Raw genomic sequence first — 14539 nt, 5'->3', positions numbered from 1 at the left:
CAGGACGGCGGCGCCGCCGAAGCGTACGCGCGGCCACCGGAAGCGGGCGCGTGCCGCCGGAAGGGGCACGGCACCACCGGAGGAGCCGCCCGGCACCGCCGAAGGAGGCACGCGGCACCACCGGAGGAGGCGCGCGGCACCACCGGAGGAGGCGCGCGGCACCGCCGAAGGAGGGCCTCTGCCGCGCACACCCACCCGCGCGCTGCCGCCGCGTCGCTCAGCCCGCGCGGAAGACGACGTCGTACGCGTCGTCCTCCGGTGCGGTGAGGCGGAGGGTCCTTTCGGCCTCCTCCGTGAGGGCGGTGCGGGCGGCGCGGGTGAGGCGCTCGAAGGGTTCGACGGTCAGGGTCGTACGGCCCTTGGTCTCCTCCAGGAACCAGAGGCCGGCGAGGGTGCCGTCGAGGAGGAGGACGCGGTGGGCCTGGTTGCCGGTCCAGGTGCGTCCCTTCAGTTCGGCGGGGACGATCCGGGTGCGGTCGGCGTGCGAGAGGAGCAGGTTGTCGTACTCGGGCAGGAGGCGCGGCGGGGCGGGGGTGTCCTCGTCGGGCCGGGGCGCGTCGGGCAGGTCGAAGAGCTCCGTGCCGTGCTCGTCGCGCAGGACGAGGAGCCGGGGCCGGAGCCGTTCGAAGGCGGGCCGCAGGCGGGTGAGCCCGCACCAGGTCTGCATGTCCTTGACGGACGCGGGCCCGAAGGCGCCGAGGTAACGCAGTACGGTCTCGTCGATCCCGGCCGCCTCCTCGTCGCCCCCGCCGAACCACGCCCGGGTGGTGGTCAGCGCGACCTGCCCGCTGCGCCGCCACAGCCCGCGCGGAGTGACCTGCACCATCGGCAGCAGGCAGCGCGCGGCGACCGTGAGCGCGAGCGGATCCGCGTCCGGCCATTCCCGCAGCAGCCGTTCCCGCAGCTCCTTCACCGACCGGGCCCGCTCCTCGACGTACGCGGTCGTGACGGCGGCGAGCCGGTCGAGGTCGACGCCGACGAGCCCCTTCCGGAACCCCCTCAGCTCCCGCTCGACCGCCCCCGCCTGGACGAGCCGCCGCAGGCCGACGGCGTCCCGCGCGGTGTGGGTGTGCACGGTCGACCGCAGGGAGACGATCCGTGCGACCGCCCGGGACTCCATCAGGCCGGAGAGCTCCTCGGGCCGGAACGCGTCGAGCCGCGCGGCGAGGGCGTAGTACGGGGGCTTGGTGTTCTGCGCCTGAAGGCCGACCAGATGCCGCACGGCCTCCTCGACCCCGAGCTCCGAGGGCCGGAGCAGCAGCTGACGGGCGAGGGTCGCACGCCCCAGAGCGCGGCGCGAGAGCACGGGAAGGGAGTCCATGCGGGGACGCTACAGGCCATCGAGGACAGTTTCTGTCCTCAATCGCCGGAGGGGAGAAGGTCGGACAGGGGAGGCGGGCGGGGCGAGGGGCGAACCCGGCAGCACCATTACCACCCATATATCCTGATGACCGTCTCCTCCCCCGCCAAGATCCGGAAGGGTTCGAGGGCCCAGCAGCAGTCGACGGAGGTACGCATCGTGTCCGACCGCCGCCCCCGCGCGGCCCGCCGCCGCCACCCGGAGCCCGCACCGGCCCCCGGGGCCCCGGACCCCTCCGCCGAGGGGCCGAGCGTGATCCAGGCGACCCTGTACCGGGAGGGCCGCAAGGTGTCGTCGCCGGCGACGCTGGCGGAGACGTACCGGCAGCTGCGGGAACACCCGGACGGCATGGCGTGGATCGGCCTGCACCGCCCGACCGAGGAGGAACTCCACTCCCTGGCCGCCGAGTTCGACCTCCACGAGCTCGCCGTCGAGGACGCCCTGGAGGCCCACCAGCGCCCGAAGCTGGAGCGGTACGGCGACACCCTCTTCGTCGTCCTGCGCGCGGCCCGCTACCTGGACGCGCAGGAGGAGGTCGACTTCGGCGAGCTGCACGTCTTCGTGGGCCCCGACTTCCTCATCTCCGTCCGGCACGGCGCGGCCCCGGACCTGTCGGCGGTCCGCCGCCGCATGGAGGAGAACCCCGACCTGCTCGCCCTCGGCCCGGAGGCCGTCCTCTACGCCATCCTGGACGCCGTCGTGGACGGCTACGCCCCGGTCGTCGCCGGCGTCCAGAACGACGTCGACGAGATCGAGACCGAGGTCTTCGGCGGCGACCCGGCCGTCTCCCGCCGCATCTACGAACTCTCCCGCGAGATGGTCGAGTTCCAGCGCGCCACCCGCCCCCTCGTCGGCATGCTCCACGGCCTGATGGCCGGCTTCGCGAAGTACGGCACCGACGAGGAGCTCCAGCGCTACCTCCGCGACGTCGCCGACCACGTCACCCACACCAGCGAACGCGTCGACGGCTTCCGCCAGGCCCTCACGGACATCCTCACCGTCAACGCCACCCTGGTCACCCAGCAACAGAACGCCGAAATGCGCGCCCTGGCGGAGGCCGGCTTCGAACAGAACGAGGAGATCAAGAAGATCTCCTCGTGGGCCGCCATCCTCTTCGCCCCGACGCTCGTCGGCACGATCTACGGCATGAACTTCGACAACATGCCGGAGCTGCACTGGGCGGGCGGGTATCCGTTCGCGGTGGTGCTGATGGCACTGGTGTGCACGAGCCTGTATCTGGTGTTCAAGAAGAAGGACTGGCTGTAGTCGTCCCGCCTGGTGCGATGAGTTCGGACCAGAGCGTCGGCCTGCCGAAGGCCCGTGGCACGAGCACGTGGGTAGCCCGTACGTGACCGTGGTCCTGACCGTCGTCATCATCGCGACGGCGCTCACCGTCAACCTGATCGCCAACCAGGTCCGGCGCCGGCGCCGCGCGCCCGGCGGAGGGGCGGCGAGGAGGCGTCCGGCGGCGACCTGGTCCGCCCGCGCCTCCGAGGCGAGCCCGGCCATCCCGACGGCGTCCTACCGGGTCACGTGACGAGCACCGCCCCCTCACCCATCACTCATCACCCCATCACCCTTCCGGAATACCCCAGGGGGGTATATGGTTGTGATCACCGTCCAGCGCGGACGGCACGCGCCACGGCGCATCGACCTGGGGAGACGCATCATGAACAACCACGACGGACACGGTGCACACGGCGGGCACGGCGGCGGGCAGGCCGGTGGGCTGGCGGTCTCGGTGGACGGGTACACCCTCGTCGTCGACGCGGCGATCCTCGCCGCCGGTGCGCGGCAGCACATCGGGTTCCGGGTGATCGGGCCCGACGGGGAGCCGGTGACCGAGTTCGTCGCCGAGCACGAGAAGGAGCTGCACTTCATCGCCGTCCGGCGGGACACGGCCGGGTTCCAGCACGTGCACCCGGTGCGGGACGAGAAGGGCGCCTGGAGCACCGAGCTGGACCTGGAGCCCGGGGACTGGCGGTTCTTCGCCGACATCCACCCGGCCGGGCACGACGGCTCCCTGACGCTGGGGATCGACGTCGCGGTCGCCGGGCCGTACGACCCGCGGCCGCTCCCCGAGGCCGCCCGTACGGCGCGGATCGGCGCGTACGCCGTCACCCTCGACGGGGCGCTGGTGCCCGGCCGGGCGAGCGAGCTGACCCTCACGGTCAGCCGGGACGACCGGCCCGTCACCGACCTGGAGCCTTACCTGGCGGCCTACGGCCACCTCGTGGCCCTGCGCGTCGGCGACCTGGGCTACCTGCACGTCCACCCGGAGGGCCACCCCGGCGACGGGGTCACCGCGCCCGGGCCCGAGATCAGCTTCGTGGCGGTCGTGCCCTCGGCCGGCGCCTACCGCCTGTTCCTGGACTTCCAGCACGAGGGCGTCGTCCGCACCGCCGAGTTCACGGTGCACACCGCCGAGGTCGCGCCCTCGCACGGCGACCACCACCACCACGGACACGGCGACGCTCACCACGCCCATCACTGACCCGTCCGACGGGAGCCCCTGCCTCCATGCCCTCCGACAACTCCCCCGCCTGTACCCGCGGGGCGCGGCCCCCGCCTCATGCACACGGAAGGAAACCGCCATGCGCCTGTTCGCCCTCCGCGACTACCGCCGTCTGTTCGGCGCCCAGGTCATCGCCCTGTTCGGCACCGGGCTGACCACGGTGGCCCTCGGGCTCCTCGCCTACGACCTCGCCGGTCCGGACGCCGGCGCGGTGCTCAGCACCGCCCTGACCGTCAAGATGGTCATGTACGTGGTCATCGCCCCGCTGGCCGCCGCGTACGTCGACCGGCTTCCCCGCAGGATCTTCCTCTTCGTCCTCGACGTGCTCCGCGGCGCGGTGGTCCTGGCCCTGCCGCTGGTCACCGAGGTCTGGCACGTCTACGTGCTGATCGGCCTGCTCCAGGCCGCGTCCGCGGCGTTCACCCCGACGTTCCAGGCCGTCATCCCCGACATCGTCACCGACGAGTCCGCCTACACGCGCGCCCTGTCCGCCTCCCAGGTGGCGTCCACCATGGAGAGCCTGCTGAGCCCCGTCCTCGCGGCGGTCGCCCTGACGTTCCTGAGCTTCGACCGCCTGTTCCTGGGCACCTCCGCCGGGTTCCTGCTCTCCGCCGCGCTCGTCCTGTCGACGCGTATCCCCGACGCCCGCCCCAGCGGCCGCACCAGGGCGTGGGACAAGGCGGCGTCCGGGATCAGGACCTTCCTCGGGACGCCACGGCTGCGCGGCGTCATGGCGCTCAACCTGGTGGTCGCTGCGGCCGGTTCGATCGTCGTCGTCAACACGGTCAACCACGTGCGTGACGTGCTCGGGGGCACCGGGTCGGACGTCGCCTGGATGCTCGCCGCCTCCGGCACCGGCACCCTCCTGGCCGCCCTCGTCCTGCCCCGCGTCCTCGACCGGGTCGCCGCCCGCACGGTCATGACGACCGGGGCCGGGGTCCTCGCCGGTGCCACGGCCGCCGCCGCCGCGCTCGCCGCGGCCGGTCTCCTCACCTGGACCGCCACGGCCACCGTCTGGAGCGTCATCGGCGTCGGCATGGCCCTGGTCATCACGCCGACCGGCAAGGTCCTGCGCGCCTCGGTGGCGCGGAACGCGATCCCCGAGGCGTTCGCGGCCCAGTTCTCCCTGTCGCACCTGGCCTGGCTGGTCACCTATCCCCTCGCGGGGTGGCTCGGCACCAGCGCCGGCTTCGCCGTCACCTGGTCCGTCCTCGCGGCCCTCGCCGGGGCGGGGGCGGTCGGCGCCCTCCTCCTGTGGCCGCGCCACGAAGGACCCGGAACCCCGGCCGGGCTCACCGCGCCCGTCCGGGACCGGTCCACCCTGGTCAAGGCCGCCTGAACGCCCACGGTCGGGGGCCGGACTCCACGAGTCCGGCCCCGGCCGTGCGTCTCAGGCGCGGGCGGGGGCCGCGGCACCGAAGGAGAGCTCGAAGCGGTCGCACCGGATGCTGACGCCCGGGCACGCCGGCCGGTCGACGCCGGCGGGCAGGGGGTGGTTCCGGTCGTCCTCGTTCCGCTTCAGCCCGGCTTCCTCATGACACCCGGCGCGCCCCGGCCGCGGGCGCGAACCGGTGGCGGAGGTTGACCGCCGCCGCCCTGGCCACGGAGGCCGGGTTGAGGAAGCCCAGCGGGCCGATCAGACGCGCGGAGAAGAAGTACATGTGCCGGGCGGCGCCCTCGTCCCGGGCGGCGGCCGAGAACATCAGGCGCTCCATCGGGTTGAAGGGGCGGGAGCGGGCGAAGTCGACGGCGATCTGCTGGTGGGGGCGGAGCCGGCGGCGGTGGGTGCGGGAGTAGGCCGCGAGGGAGCGGTCGAGGTCGCCGCGGCCGGTCGCGGCGGGGGCGACGGCCTCGGCCAACCAGTGCGCGGTCTGGAACGCCCAGCCGCAGCCGGTGCCCCACAGAGGGTCGCCGGTCAGGGCGGCGTCGCCGACGAGGGCGAGGCCGGGGGCGGTGGGCTCGCGGGTGACCAGCGGGTGGTCGACCATGCCGATGATCTTCGAGACGCGTTCGGCGGAGTCCAGGGGCGGCGCCTCGGGCAGGGCCCGGACGAAGGCCTCGAAGGCGCCCTCCAGGTCCTCGCGGAAGGCGGGGAGGTGCTTCTTGTCGGGGACGACGGCGAGGACCGTGACGCCGTCGTCGTTGGGGAACGAGTACGCCATGTCGGGTTCGAGGAACCAGGTCTGGCCGATGCCGCCGGGCAGCGGGAGGTTCCGGTAGTGGGCGAGGTAGCCGAAGCGCCTGTTCTCGTGCCGCCGGGTGGGGATCCCGGCGAGCCGGGCGACGGCCGAGTCCTTGCCGTCGGCGCCGACCACGAGCCGGGCCCGCAGCTCCCGCTCGCCGCCGCCCTGTGCGGTGGCCCGCACGCCGGCGGTCCGGCCGCCTTCCTGGAGCAGCCCGGTCACCTTGTGGCCGAGGAGCAGGTCGACGCCGGGGGTCGCCGCCGCGCGGGACCTGAGGAGCGGGTCGAGGGTGGAGCGGCGGACGTTGTACGCGTACGGGAGCTCGGGTCCGCCGGGCGCCGCCTTCGGCACGATCCACCCCCAACGGGTGTACCAGCGGGCTTCGTTGCGTACGGCTCCGGCCTTCTCCAGGTCCGGGACGAGGCCCAGCTCGTCGAGGACCGGGTAGGCGCAGGCCGTGATGGCGTGGGTGCAGAGCACCTTGTACGCCTCCGGGTCCGAGTGGCGCTCCAGGAGCGCGACCCGGGCCCCGCGTCGTGCGAGCAGGATCGCCGCGGTGCAGCCGGCGAGGCTGGCGCCCACGACGACGACGTCGTAGCCGCCCTCGCCCGTGGGCCGTTCCGATGCCCATGCCGACGCCGACGCCGTGGTGTCGGTCTCCGGCTCGTTCTCCGGCTCGTTCTCGGGCTCGTTCTCGGGCTCGTTCTCGGGCTCGTCCATGCGCTGATCGCCCCCCCTGGGTCGGTGGAAGTCCACTCCTGTCAGGGGCATGACCTCACTGTCAAGGGGGCGGCCCGCGTGTGTACGAGCCCTGTCGCCCGGCACCGGGGCGGCCCGGCTCAGTCGATCGTCCAGCGCTGGCGGGCGCTGCCGGTGTCCGGTTGCTGGGTGACCTGGGCTCCGTTGCCCGAGGAGGCGGTGGTCAGGAGGAGGCCGCTGCGGACGGAGGCGACGGTGGTGGTGCCGTCGGGGAGCGTGGTGAGGGTCCAGCGCTGGTTGGCGCCGCCGTGGCAGGTCCACTGGATGACCCGGGCGCCGGCGGCGGTGGAGCCGCCCTCGACGTCCGCGCACTTGCCGGAGGAGACGTTGCGCAGCTCGTGGCCTCCGTCGGCGTGCGGGGTGAGGGTCCACTTCTGGTTGGCGCCGCCGTTCGGGGTCCAGGTGACGAGCCCGGTGCCGTTCGCGGTGCTGCTGTCCGGGTTGTCGAGGGCCTTGCCGCCGGTGGTGAGGGTGGCCGTCCGGGGGGCGGCGCCGACCGGGGTGAGGGTGAGGGTCTGCTCGGCCGCCGTCCGGCCGGCGCCGACCGGGCTGCCGCTGGTGTCGGTCCAGCTGCGGGCCGGGGTGGTCTCGGCGGTGCGGGCGGCGGTGGCGGAGAGGCCGAGGACGAGCCCGCTGTGGCGGTTGACCAGCTTGTACGTGCCGGTGGGGGTGTTGTCGGCGGCGGAGGCGCCGGGGAGGACGAACCAGTCCTGGCCCGCGCCGGAGGCCGCCGCCGTGACCGTGGGTTTCGTGCCCCACGCGCGCGTGGCGGCGCCGTTCGCGGCGACTCCGAGCAGACCGCCGGTGGCGGCGTTGGCGATGCGGTAGGAGCCGTCGCCCTTGGCGGTGAAGGTCCAGTGCTCCAGGGCCGATCCGGTGGCGGCCGCCGTGGACGTGGTGGCGGAGCCGCCGGACACCTGGGCGAGGACCCGGCCGCCGCCGGCGGCGATCCGGTAGGCGCGGCCGGTGTCGACGGGCGCCGCGGGCTCGTTCGTGCCGATGCTCAGGTTCACGTACTCCCCGCTGGCGCCGCCGGAGCAGCCGAAGGAGCAGTAGGCGCGGAAGTCCCTGCCGACGATGCCGGAGGAGGTGAGGTTGCCGGCGTCGAGGAACCAGCGGTACCAGGACGCGGTCCGGTAGGCGCCGGTGTCGCCGAGCCGGAACCACTTCTGGGTCGTCAGGTCGGCGGTGGCGTACAGCTCCTGCGGGGCGTTGCCGCTCTGGTCGACGGCCTGCGGTTCGCCGATGTAGAGGCCGAGGTGGGCGTTGTAGGTGATGTCCATGACGAAGAGCGGGGAGGTCGCGGGCGTCAGGCCCGCGGCGACCTGCTGGGCGACGGTGCCGGCGTTGGCGGGGTCGTACTCCTTCGCGGTGGGCACGTAGCCGGTGGTTCCGGTCGCGCCGACCGGGACCATGGTGGACTCCCGGCCGCCGACACCGGGCTGGGTCCAGGCGCCGTCGTACCACTTGCGCCAGGAGCCGGGCGCCATCTTCCCGGAGATCGGGGCGCGGGCGACGTGCCCGTAGAACGCGGCCCAGCCGCCGCCCTTGTTGACGATCCGGGAGCCGTAGAAGGCGTAGAAGTAGCCGGAGGCGGTGTCGACGAAGAGCCGGGGGTCGCCGGTGCCGTAGTGGTACGTCTGCTGCGGGAAGGCGGCGGTGTCGCCGCGGTCCGTGCTGTACGGCGAGGTGATGACGTGGTCCTTGATGCTCCACGTCCGGCCCTGGTCCCTGGAGACGGCGTAGTCGATGCCGTCGTAGTGGATGCCGTCGGCGAAGGGCTGAGGGGTGAACTCGTTGTGGACGAGGCCGTACCAGTCGCCGGTGTCCGGGTCGACCCACATGCCGGTCAGGTCGCAGTAGTTGCGGTGGGCGTAGCCGCTGCCGGTGGGGGCGGGGGTGGACTCGACGCCGGTGACGCTGTTGTTGCAGCGCCAGGTGGTGTCGTTGTTGCGGTCGGCGGAGTTCGCCGGGTTCACCGCGTCGCTGATCGCGGCGGAGCGGTTGGCGGAGTCGAAGTCGGTGCCGGTGTAGAAGGTCCACTTGCGGGGGTCGTTCGTCCCGTAGAGGGCGTGCGCCTGCTGGTAGTAGAAGGTGCCGTCCTTGTCGACGTAGGGACTGGCGGGGGTGTCGTCGGGCCGGTTCCAGGTGCCCTTGGCGCCGACGGTGACGGTGTAGGTGGCGGAGGCGGAGGCAGGTGTGGGGGCGGAGGCAGGTGTGGGGGCGGAGATGGGGGCGGGGGCGGCGAGCGCCGCGCCGCCGGAGACGGCGAGGGCCGCCGCGACGAGCGTGCTCACGAATCTGGTGCGCGGAAGGTGCACGAGTACTCCCTGGGTGGAGGAGTCGGGCCGCTGACGGCTCGGACCCTAGGGCTCATTTGACCGGTAAAACAAGAGCCCTGCGTCCAGCGACTCGCTTTCTCTACAAGGGAGTTGACTGACCGAGGACCGCGCGGGAAGCGGCGCCGACGCCTTGACCGCAGGTGAGGCCCCGGTTACGTTGCGAGCCGGGCGGGAGCGACGGGCGGGGCGGGGGCGACGGGGCGTCATGGTCACCATGCAGGACGTGGCGGAGCGGGCCGGCGTCACCAAGCAGACCGTCTCCAACGTCGTCACCGGGCGGGTGGCGGTGCGCCCGGCCACGGAGGCGCGGGTCCGTGCCGCGATCGCCGAGCTCGGCTACGTACCGAATCTGGTGGCCCGTTCGCTCGCCACCGGCAGCAGCCGCACCGTCGGGCTCTTCGTGCCGACCGTCTCCGTGCCGTTCTACGCGGACGTGGTCGAGGAGGTCGAGGACGCCCTGGAGGAGCGGGGGTACCGGCTGCTCCTGTGCACCACCCGCCTCGACGGTGAGCGGGCCCGGCGCCATCTGGCCGCGCTCGCCAGCCGCTCCGTCGACGCCCTCCTGATCGCCGGCGACCAGGACCTCACCGGCCATCTGCCGCTCCTCGCGGACGCCCGCTTCCCGGTGGTGCTCTGCGCCTGGGAGGCGGCGCTGCCGGACGGCTTCCCGGTCGTCACGGTCGACTACGAGCACGGCGGCCACCTCGCGGGCCGGCATCTGCGGGCGCTCGGGCACGAGCGGGCGCTCGTACTCGCCAGCCCCGCGCACACCGTCCGCGCCGCCGGATTCCGGCGGGCCTTCCGCGAGGACGGCGTCGAGCTGCCCGACGACGCGGTCCGGACGGCGGCGGAGCCCACCTTCCGGGGCGGGTTCGCCGTCGCGCTCGACGCCCTGCGGGACCGCCCGGAGACCACGGCCGTCTTCGCCACCCACGACGTCCTCGCGGTCGCCGCCGTGGAGGCCGCCCGCTCGCTCGGCCGCGCCGTCCCCGACGACCTGTCCGTGGTCGCCCACGACGACACCCCCGCCGGGCTGCTCTCCGGCACGGCCCTGACCAGCGTCACCCTCCCCAAGCGGGCCATGGCCCGGCAGGCCGTCGACCTCGCCCTCGCCCCCGCCGCCCCCGGCACCGCCGTCTCCCGCCTCCTCCTGCCCACCCTCACCCCGGGCGACAGCACCGCGCCGGCGCGGTGACGGGGGCCGGGGTCACGCGCCTCGCGGCTCCTGGATCCGGTCGGTGCCGAGCCGGCGGGCGAGGGTCGGTTCCCGGGCGAGTACGGCTCCGATGGTGAAGGCGAAGGTCAGCGCGGCGCAGACGACGATCAGCCAGGACAGCAGGGTGAGGACCAGGCCGAGGGAGCCGTACTCGGCGAGGGCCCGGTTGAGCGCGCCCGGCATGTAGAGGCCGGCGGTGACGCCGAGCGCGGTGGAGGAGACGGCGCCGAGCAGTGCCCCGGGCAGCAGCGGCAGCCAGGGGACGCGGTTGGCGAGCAGGAGGTGCTGGGTCCAGAGCCAGACACCGGTGGCGACGACGAAGAAGAGCGGGACGCCGAGCCAGGCGCCTGCGCCGAAGCCGTCCCGGATCGGCGCCTGCAGGAACACGACGACGACCAGGGCGAGCAGCCAGACCGCCCACCGCCAGGCGGCGATCCGGGTCCCGGCCTTGGGCAGGCCCCAGGCGCGCTCGCAGACGCGGGCCATGGCGCGGCTGAAACTGGTGGCGGAGACCAGGGCGACGAGGGCGCCGACGGCGCCGGTGGTCTCCCGCACCGTGTCGTCGGCAGTGCGGTCGAAGACCTGCTGGAGCTCCTGGTCGGCGGCGCCGGTGAGGCCGAACATGGCGCGCAGCGACTCGCGGAGCTGGTCGCGCACCGGGGCGGGGGCGAAGGCGGCGAGGGCGAAGAGGAGCGGGATCGCGGCCAGGAAGGCCTGGGCGGCGAGGCGGGTGCCGGCGTCGAGGAGGCTGCCGCCGACGAGCCGTTCGGCGACCTCGGCCAGGACCGGGAAGCGCCGCTCGGCACCGGCGCGCAGGCTCCGCAGCCGGTTCACCCACGACATAGCGCCGCCTCCCGCCCCGCCTCGCCGGTCCTCCGGCCATGAGACGCCGCCGCCGCTCCCTCGGCCATCCGGCGGCGGCCGAACGGGCGGCTCACGGCTCCCGGCAGCGGGACAGCGAGCCCGCCTTGTACGGACAAGGAAAAGGACGAGCAGCAGGCTGAAGCCGATCGGCGCGGCGGGACGAGGACGAGCGCGCCGCCGGAGGCGAGGACCTGGAGCGGCGGCGGCAGTTCCCGCTCGGCCATGGTGATCCGGGCTCGGCGCTGGGCGGCGACGTCGTCGAGATGGGCGACGGCCTCCTCGTGGAACACCTCCTCGCGGGCGCCCTCCGGCCCGTACGCCCGGAGCACCTCGAAGGCCTCGACGAGGCTGCGCTCGGTGGCGCCGTAGTGCGGCACGCCCGCGCGCGTCAGCGGCCACTGCTCGTCGACGACGGCGTGGACGTACTCGCTCGGCGCGGCGTCGAGCCCGGCGCGGACGGGCGGAGGGAGCGGGCGCGCGGCCCCCGGACCACTCCCGAGGCGTACGCCCCCGGCGCAGGGGGACACCGCACACCATCGGGTGACGCGGCCGGACGGCCCGGTGGCCACCGCGGGAGTACGGCGGTCACCGGGCCGGGCGGGACGGAGCGGGACGGACGAGGCGGGGCGGGACGGGGCGGGACGGAGCGGAACCCGACGGGGTCGGGTCAGGCGAGCCGGGCGAGGAGGTCGGCGAAGAGTGCGGGCCGGTTCCAGTACCCGACGTGCGAGGTGGGCAGGGTGTGCACGTCGAAGGGGTGCTCGGGGGTGAGTTCGTCCGCCTTGCGGATCATGTGGTCCTGGACGGCCGGGGTGAGGCCGCGGTCGGCGGAGAGGCGGACGTAGGTGTGGGGGACGGTGCGCCAGACCTCGGGCCGGATCAGCGCGGCCGGTTCCAGGACGGCGTGGTTCTCGTCCGCGTCGAGGGTGTCGAGGAAGTGGCGGAAGAGGGGGTCGGGGGCGTCGGCCATGATGGCGGCCTTCAGCGCGGCGAAGGTGTCCGGGTCGGCGTGGGCGCGGCGCCAGTCGAGGCGGACGACTCCGGGGTCGCCGTCCGGGACCTCGCGGGGGACGGCGATGCGGGCCGCGGCCGCGTCGAGGAGGTTGTCGTCGACGACGTCCCACGGCCCGGTGAGCATGGCGGGGTCCGCGAGGCAGAGCGCCGAGAGGTAGACGACCCGGTCGACGAGCTCGGGGGCGGCGTTGACGACGGCGGTGAGGGTGAGCCCGCCGAGGCTGTTGCCGGCGAGGACGACGGGGCCGTGGGCGGCGAGCCTCCGCAGGACGCCGACGACGTGCCGGACGTTGTCGGCGAGGGTGACGCCGCTCATCGGGGAGGGCTCGCGGGTGAGGCCGGTGCGGTCCGCGCCGGGCCGGTGGTAGGCGGCGGGGCCGGTGGCCGTGTCCCCGTGACCGGGCAGGTCTACGGCGTACGAGCGGTGCCCGCGCAGGGCCAGTTCGTTGCGGAGCGGGGTCCAGGCACGGGCGTTGCTGGAGCCGCCGTGCACGAACACGAAGGTGGGGCGCCGGTCTGAGCGCATGGGAGGAATCCTCGTCATCCTGAGGCGAAACGGTGGACGCGTGGACCTCGGGGACCGGCGGGCGCACCGGCGCGCGGGAACGCACGGCGTCGCGCCCGTGCGGGCGCGCCGGTGTGCGGGCGCGGGCCCGGCCGGGACCGTGGTCAGCGCGCGGAACGGAGCCGGATCGCGCGGAAGTTCCGGACGACGGAGCACATGGGCGCGACCGTAGCAGCCCTCCCCCGGCCCGCCCACGGGTTTTCGGGCTGATAACTTCTACAGCACTGTAGAAGTTCGACCGAGGGAGTGAGAGCCGACGATGGCGCTGTGGGACCGGATCAAGGAGTCCGCCTCGACCATGCAGACCCGGCTGACCGCGCGGAAGAACGAACTGACCAGCGGCGCCTTCCGGGACGCGAGCATGGCGATGTGCGCGCTGGTCGCCGCGGCCGACGGGCGCGTGGACCCGGCCGAGCGGCAGCGGGTGGCCCAGCTGATCGCCGCCAACGAGGTGCTGCGGAACTTCGACGCGGTCGACCTCCAGCGGCGCTTCGACGCCCAGCTCGACCGGCTCGCCGCCGACGTCGACTTCGGGAAGGTCGCCGTCCTCCAGGAGGTCGCCAAGGCGGCGAAGAAGCCGGCCGAGGCGCGGGCCGTCGTCCAGATCGGCATCGTCATAGGCGGCGCGGACGGCCACTTCGACCCCACCGAGCGGGCCGTCGTCCGGGAGGCCTGCTTCGCCCTCGGCCTGCCCCCGCACGAGTTCGACCTCTGAACCGCGGGGCCCGCCCCGCACGAGTGCGACCGCTGAGCGGCGGGCGCTCCCCGGACGGTGCTCAGAGCGGGGTCGCCGCCTTGAGGACCGCGTAGAGCGTCAGCGCCGAGTTGGCCGAGGAGAGGGCCGAGACGGTGACGCCGACGACCGCGCCCCACAGGGCGACGCCGACGGCGGTGCCGGCCGGCGGCCAGGCGCGCGGGGCGGGCGGCGGCGCGAGGAGCGCGGCGACCCGGCGCGGCACGGGCCCGGCGACGGCGAAGCCCGGCAGGGCCGCGGGCCGCGGGCCCCCGGGGGCCAGGGCCGCCCGCCCGATCGCCCGCGCCACCACGCGCCGGCTGCCGACCCGTACGGCCGCCTCCTCGTCCGCCCACCGCTCGGCCGAGTACGTGACGGCCGTACGCAGCGGGCGCAGGAACGGATTGGCCGCCGCGGCCAGGTGCGCCACGAGCAGCAGCCGGTCGTGGCGCCCCGTCAGATGCGCCCGCTCGTGGGCGAAGAGGGCCCGCCGCTCGGCCGGGCCGAGCAGGGCGAGCATGCCCCGGCTGACCACGATCCGCCCCCGGGAGCGGCGCGCCGCCGCCGGCAGGGCGTACGCGTACGGCTCCGGGTCCGGCAGGACCGCGACCGGCGTGTCCCGCAGCCCGGCGAGCGCGCGGGCGGCCCGCCGGCGGACGCTCCGGTGGCGCAGCAGCACCCGGCCGCAGACGGCGACCAGCGCGAGGAGCGCCGGGATCGCCGCCCGGCCCGCGATCTCGTCGTGGGGCAGGGCGGCCCGCACCTCCGGGTCCGACCAGGCGTCGGGCAGCGGGTTGCCGGGCAGTTGGGCGGTGCCCACGACCATGAGGAGGGCGAGGCAGAGCGTGCTGCACACGGCGAGCACGGCGGCGACGGCGGTGAGCAGCCGGGTCGCGGCGCGCGGGTGGAGGTGGTGCTCGGCGAGGCGCGCGATCGGCCACGCGGTCAGCGGCAGCACGAGCGGCAGGAAGACGAAGACGCCCACGGT

General features: G+C 74.6%; 13 protein-coding genes. 6 read left to right on the top strand and 7 right to left on the bottom strand.

The window, feature by feature from the left end:
- Window positions 1-217: 217 nt before the first annotated feature.
- Window positions 218-1321 (bottom strand): winged helix DNA-binding domain-containing protein, encoded by a 1104-nt coding sequence (locus HHL19_RS14470; protein WP_169089469.1) that lies wholly within the window; start codon window positions 1319-1321, stop codon window positions 218-220.
- Between the two features lie 198 nt (window positions 1322-1519).
- On the opposite strand from HHL19_RS14470, the gene HHL19_RS14465 reads away from it, so the two are divergent.
- The 4 genes from HHL19_RS14465 (at window position 1520) to HHL19_RS14450 (ending at window position 5214) form a co-directional block, all read left to right on the top strand.
- A complete protein-coding gene (locus HHL19_RS14465; protein ID WP_169090054.1) occupies window positions 1520-2626 on the top strand; it encodes a magnesium and cobalt transport protein CorA in 1107 nt (368 codons plus the stop codon).
- 82 nt (window positions 2627-2708) lie between these two features.
- Window positions 2709-2897 (top strand): hypothetical protein, encoded by a 189-nt coding sequence (locus HHL19_RS14460; protein ID WP_169089467.1) that lies wholly within the window; start codon window positions 2709-2711, stop codon window positions 2895-2897.
- Between the two features lie 132 nt (window positions 2898-3029).
- Window positions 3030-3854: a hypothetical protein gene (locus HHL19_RS14455; protein ID WP_169089465.1), complete on the top strand. Its 825-nt coding sequence runs from the start codon at window positions 3030-3032 to the stop codon at window positions 3852-3854.
- 100 nt (window positions 3855-3954) lie between these two features.
- Window positions 3955-5214 (top strand): MFS transporter, encoded by a 1260-nt coding sequence (locus tag HHL19_RS14450; RefSeq protein WP_169089463.1) that lies wholly within the window; start codon window positions 3955-3957, stop codon window positions 5212-5214.
- Window positions 5215-5407: 193 nt separating this feature from the next.
- Here HHL19_RS14450 and HHL19_RS14445 read toward each other — a convergent pair whose 3' ends face one another.
- Together HHL19_RS14445 and HHL19_RS38105 are read right to left on the bottom strand one after the other, a co-directional pair.
- Window positions 5408-6778: an NAD(P)/FAD-dependent oxidoreductase gene (locus HHL19_RS14445; protein WP_169089461.1), complete on the bottom strand. Its 1371-nt coding sequence runs from the start codon at window positions 6776-6778 to the stop codon at window positions 5408-5410.
- Between the two features lie 119 nt (window positions 6779-6897).
- Window positions 6898-9114: an RICIN domain-containing protein gene (locus HHL19_RS38105; protein ID WP_346768341.1), complete on the bottom strand. Its 2217-nt coding sequence runs from the start codon at window positions 9112-9114 to the stop codon at window positions 6898-6900.
- 250 nt (window positions 9115-9364) lie between these two features.
- Between HHL19_RS38105 and HHL19_RS14435 the strand changes: the two genes are divergently transcribed.
- Window positions 9365-10354: a LacI family DNA-binding transcriptional regulator gene (locus HHL19_RS14435; protein ID WP_169089456.1), complete on the top strand. Its 990-nt coding sequence runs from the start codon at window positions 9365-9367 to the stop codon at window positions 10352-10354.
- A gap of 12 nt (window positions 10355-10366) precedes the next feature.
- On the opposite strand, the gene HHL19_RS14430 is transcribed toward HHL19_RS14435, so the two are convergent.
- From HHL19_RS14430 to HHL19_RS14420, 3 genes are all read right to left on the bottom strand, one after another.
- Window positions 10367-11218, bottom strand: coding sequence for a YhjD/YihY/BrkB family envelope integrity protein (locus HHL19_RS14430; protein ID WP_169089454.1), 852 nt, complete (start codon window positions 11216-11218; stop codon window positions 10367-10369).
- Window positions 11206-11766, bottom strand: coding sequence for a hypothetical protein (locus HHL19_RS14425; protein WP_169089452.1), 561 nt, complete (start codon window positions 11764-11766; stop codon window positions 11206-11208). Before HHL19_RS14425 ends, HHL19_RS14430 begins: the two co-directional genes overlap by 13 nt.
- Window positions 11767-11906: 140 nt before the next feature.
- A complete protein-coding gene (locus HHL19_RS14420; protein WP_169089451.1) occupies window positions 11907-12779 on the bottom strand; it encodes an alpha/beta hydrolase in 873 nt (290 codons plus the stop codon).
- A gap of 298 nt (window positions 12780-13077) precedes the next feature.
- On the opposite strand from HHL19_RS14420, the gene HHL19_RS14415 reads away from it, so the two are divergent.
- Window positions 13078-13533: a TerB family tellurite resistance protein gene (locus tag HHL19_RS14415; RefSeq protein ID WP_169089449.1), complete on the top strand. Its 456-nt coding sequence runs from the start codon at window positions 13078-13080 to the stop codon at window positions 13531-13533.
- A gap of 61 nt (window positions 13534-13594) precedes the next feature.
- On the opposite strand, the gene HHL19_RS14410 is transcribed toward HHL19_RS14415, so the two are convergent.
- Window positions 13595-14536, bottom strand: coding sequence for a M56 family metallopeptidase (locus HHL19_RS14410; RefSeq protein WP_169089447.1), 942 nt, complete (start codon window positions 14534-14536; stop codon window positions 13595-13597).
- Window positions 14537-14539 lie beyond the last annotated feature (3 nt).

The organism is Streptomyces sp. R302 (assembly GCF_012927245.1).
In the GTDB taxonomy this organism is placed as follows: domain Bacteria; phylum Actinomycetota; class Actinomycetes; order Streptomycetales; family Streptomycetaceae; genus Streptomyces.
Note: the sequence above shows the minus strand (reverse complement) of the source record. Positions and strands in the feature narration are given on the sequence as shown.

Excerpts from the sequence above, each read along its gene's own strand:
- HHL19_RS14470 (WP_169089469.1), bottom strand. The coding sequence starts at position 1,321 with ATGGACTCCCTTCCCGTGCTCTCGCGCCGCGCTCTGGGGCGTGCGACC.
- HHL19_RS14455 (WP_169089465.1), top strand. The coding sequence starts at position 3,030 with ATGAACAACCACGACGGACACGGTGCACACGGCGGGCACGGCGGCGGG.
- HHL19_RS14450 (WP_169089463.1), top strand. The coding sequence starts at position 3,955 with ATGCGCCTGTTCGCCCTCCGCGACTACCGCCGTCTGTTCGGCGCCCAG.
- HHL19_RS14445 (WP_169089461.1), bottom strand. The coding sequence starts at position 6,778 with ATGGACGAGCCCGAGAACGAGCCCGAGAACGAGCCCGAGAACGAGCCG.
- HHL19_RS14435 (WP_169089456.1), top strand. The coding sequence starts at position 9,365 with ATGGTCACCATGCAGGACGTGGCGGAGCGGGCCGGCGTCACCAAGCAG.
- HHL19_RS14430 (WP_169089454.1), bottom strand. The coding sequence starts at position 11,218 with ATGTCGTGGGTGAACCGGCTGCGGAGCCTGCGCGCCGGTGCCGAGCGG.
- HHL19_RS14420 (WP_169089451.1), bottom strand. The coding sequence starts at position 12,779 with ATGCGCTCAGACCGGCGCCCCACCTTCGTGTTCGTGCACGGCGGCTCC.
- HHL19_RS14415 (WP_169089449.1), top strand. The coding sequence starts at position 13,078 with ATGGCGCTGTGGGACCGGATCAAGGAGTCCGCCTCGACCATGCAGACC.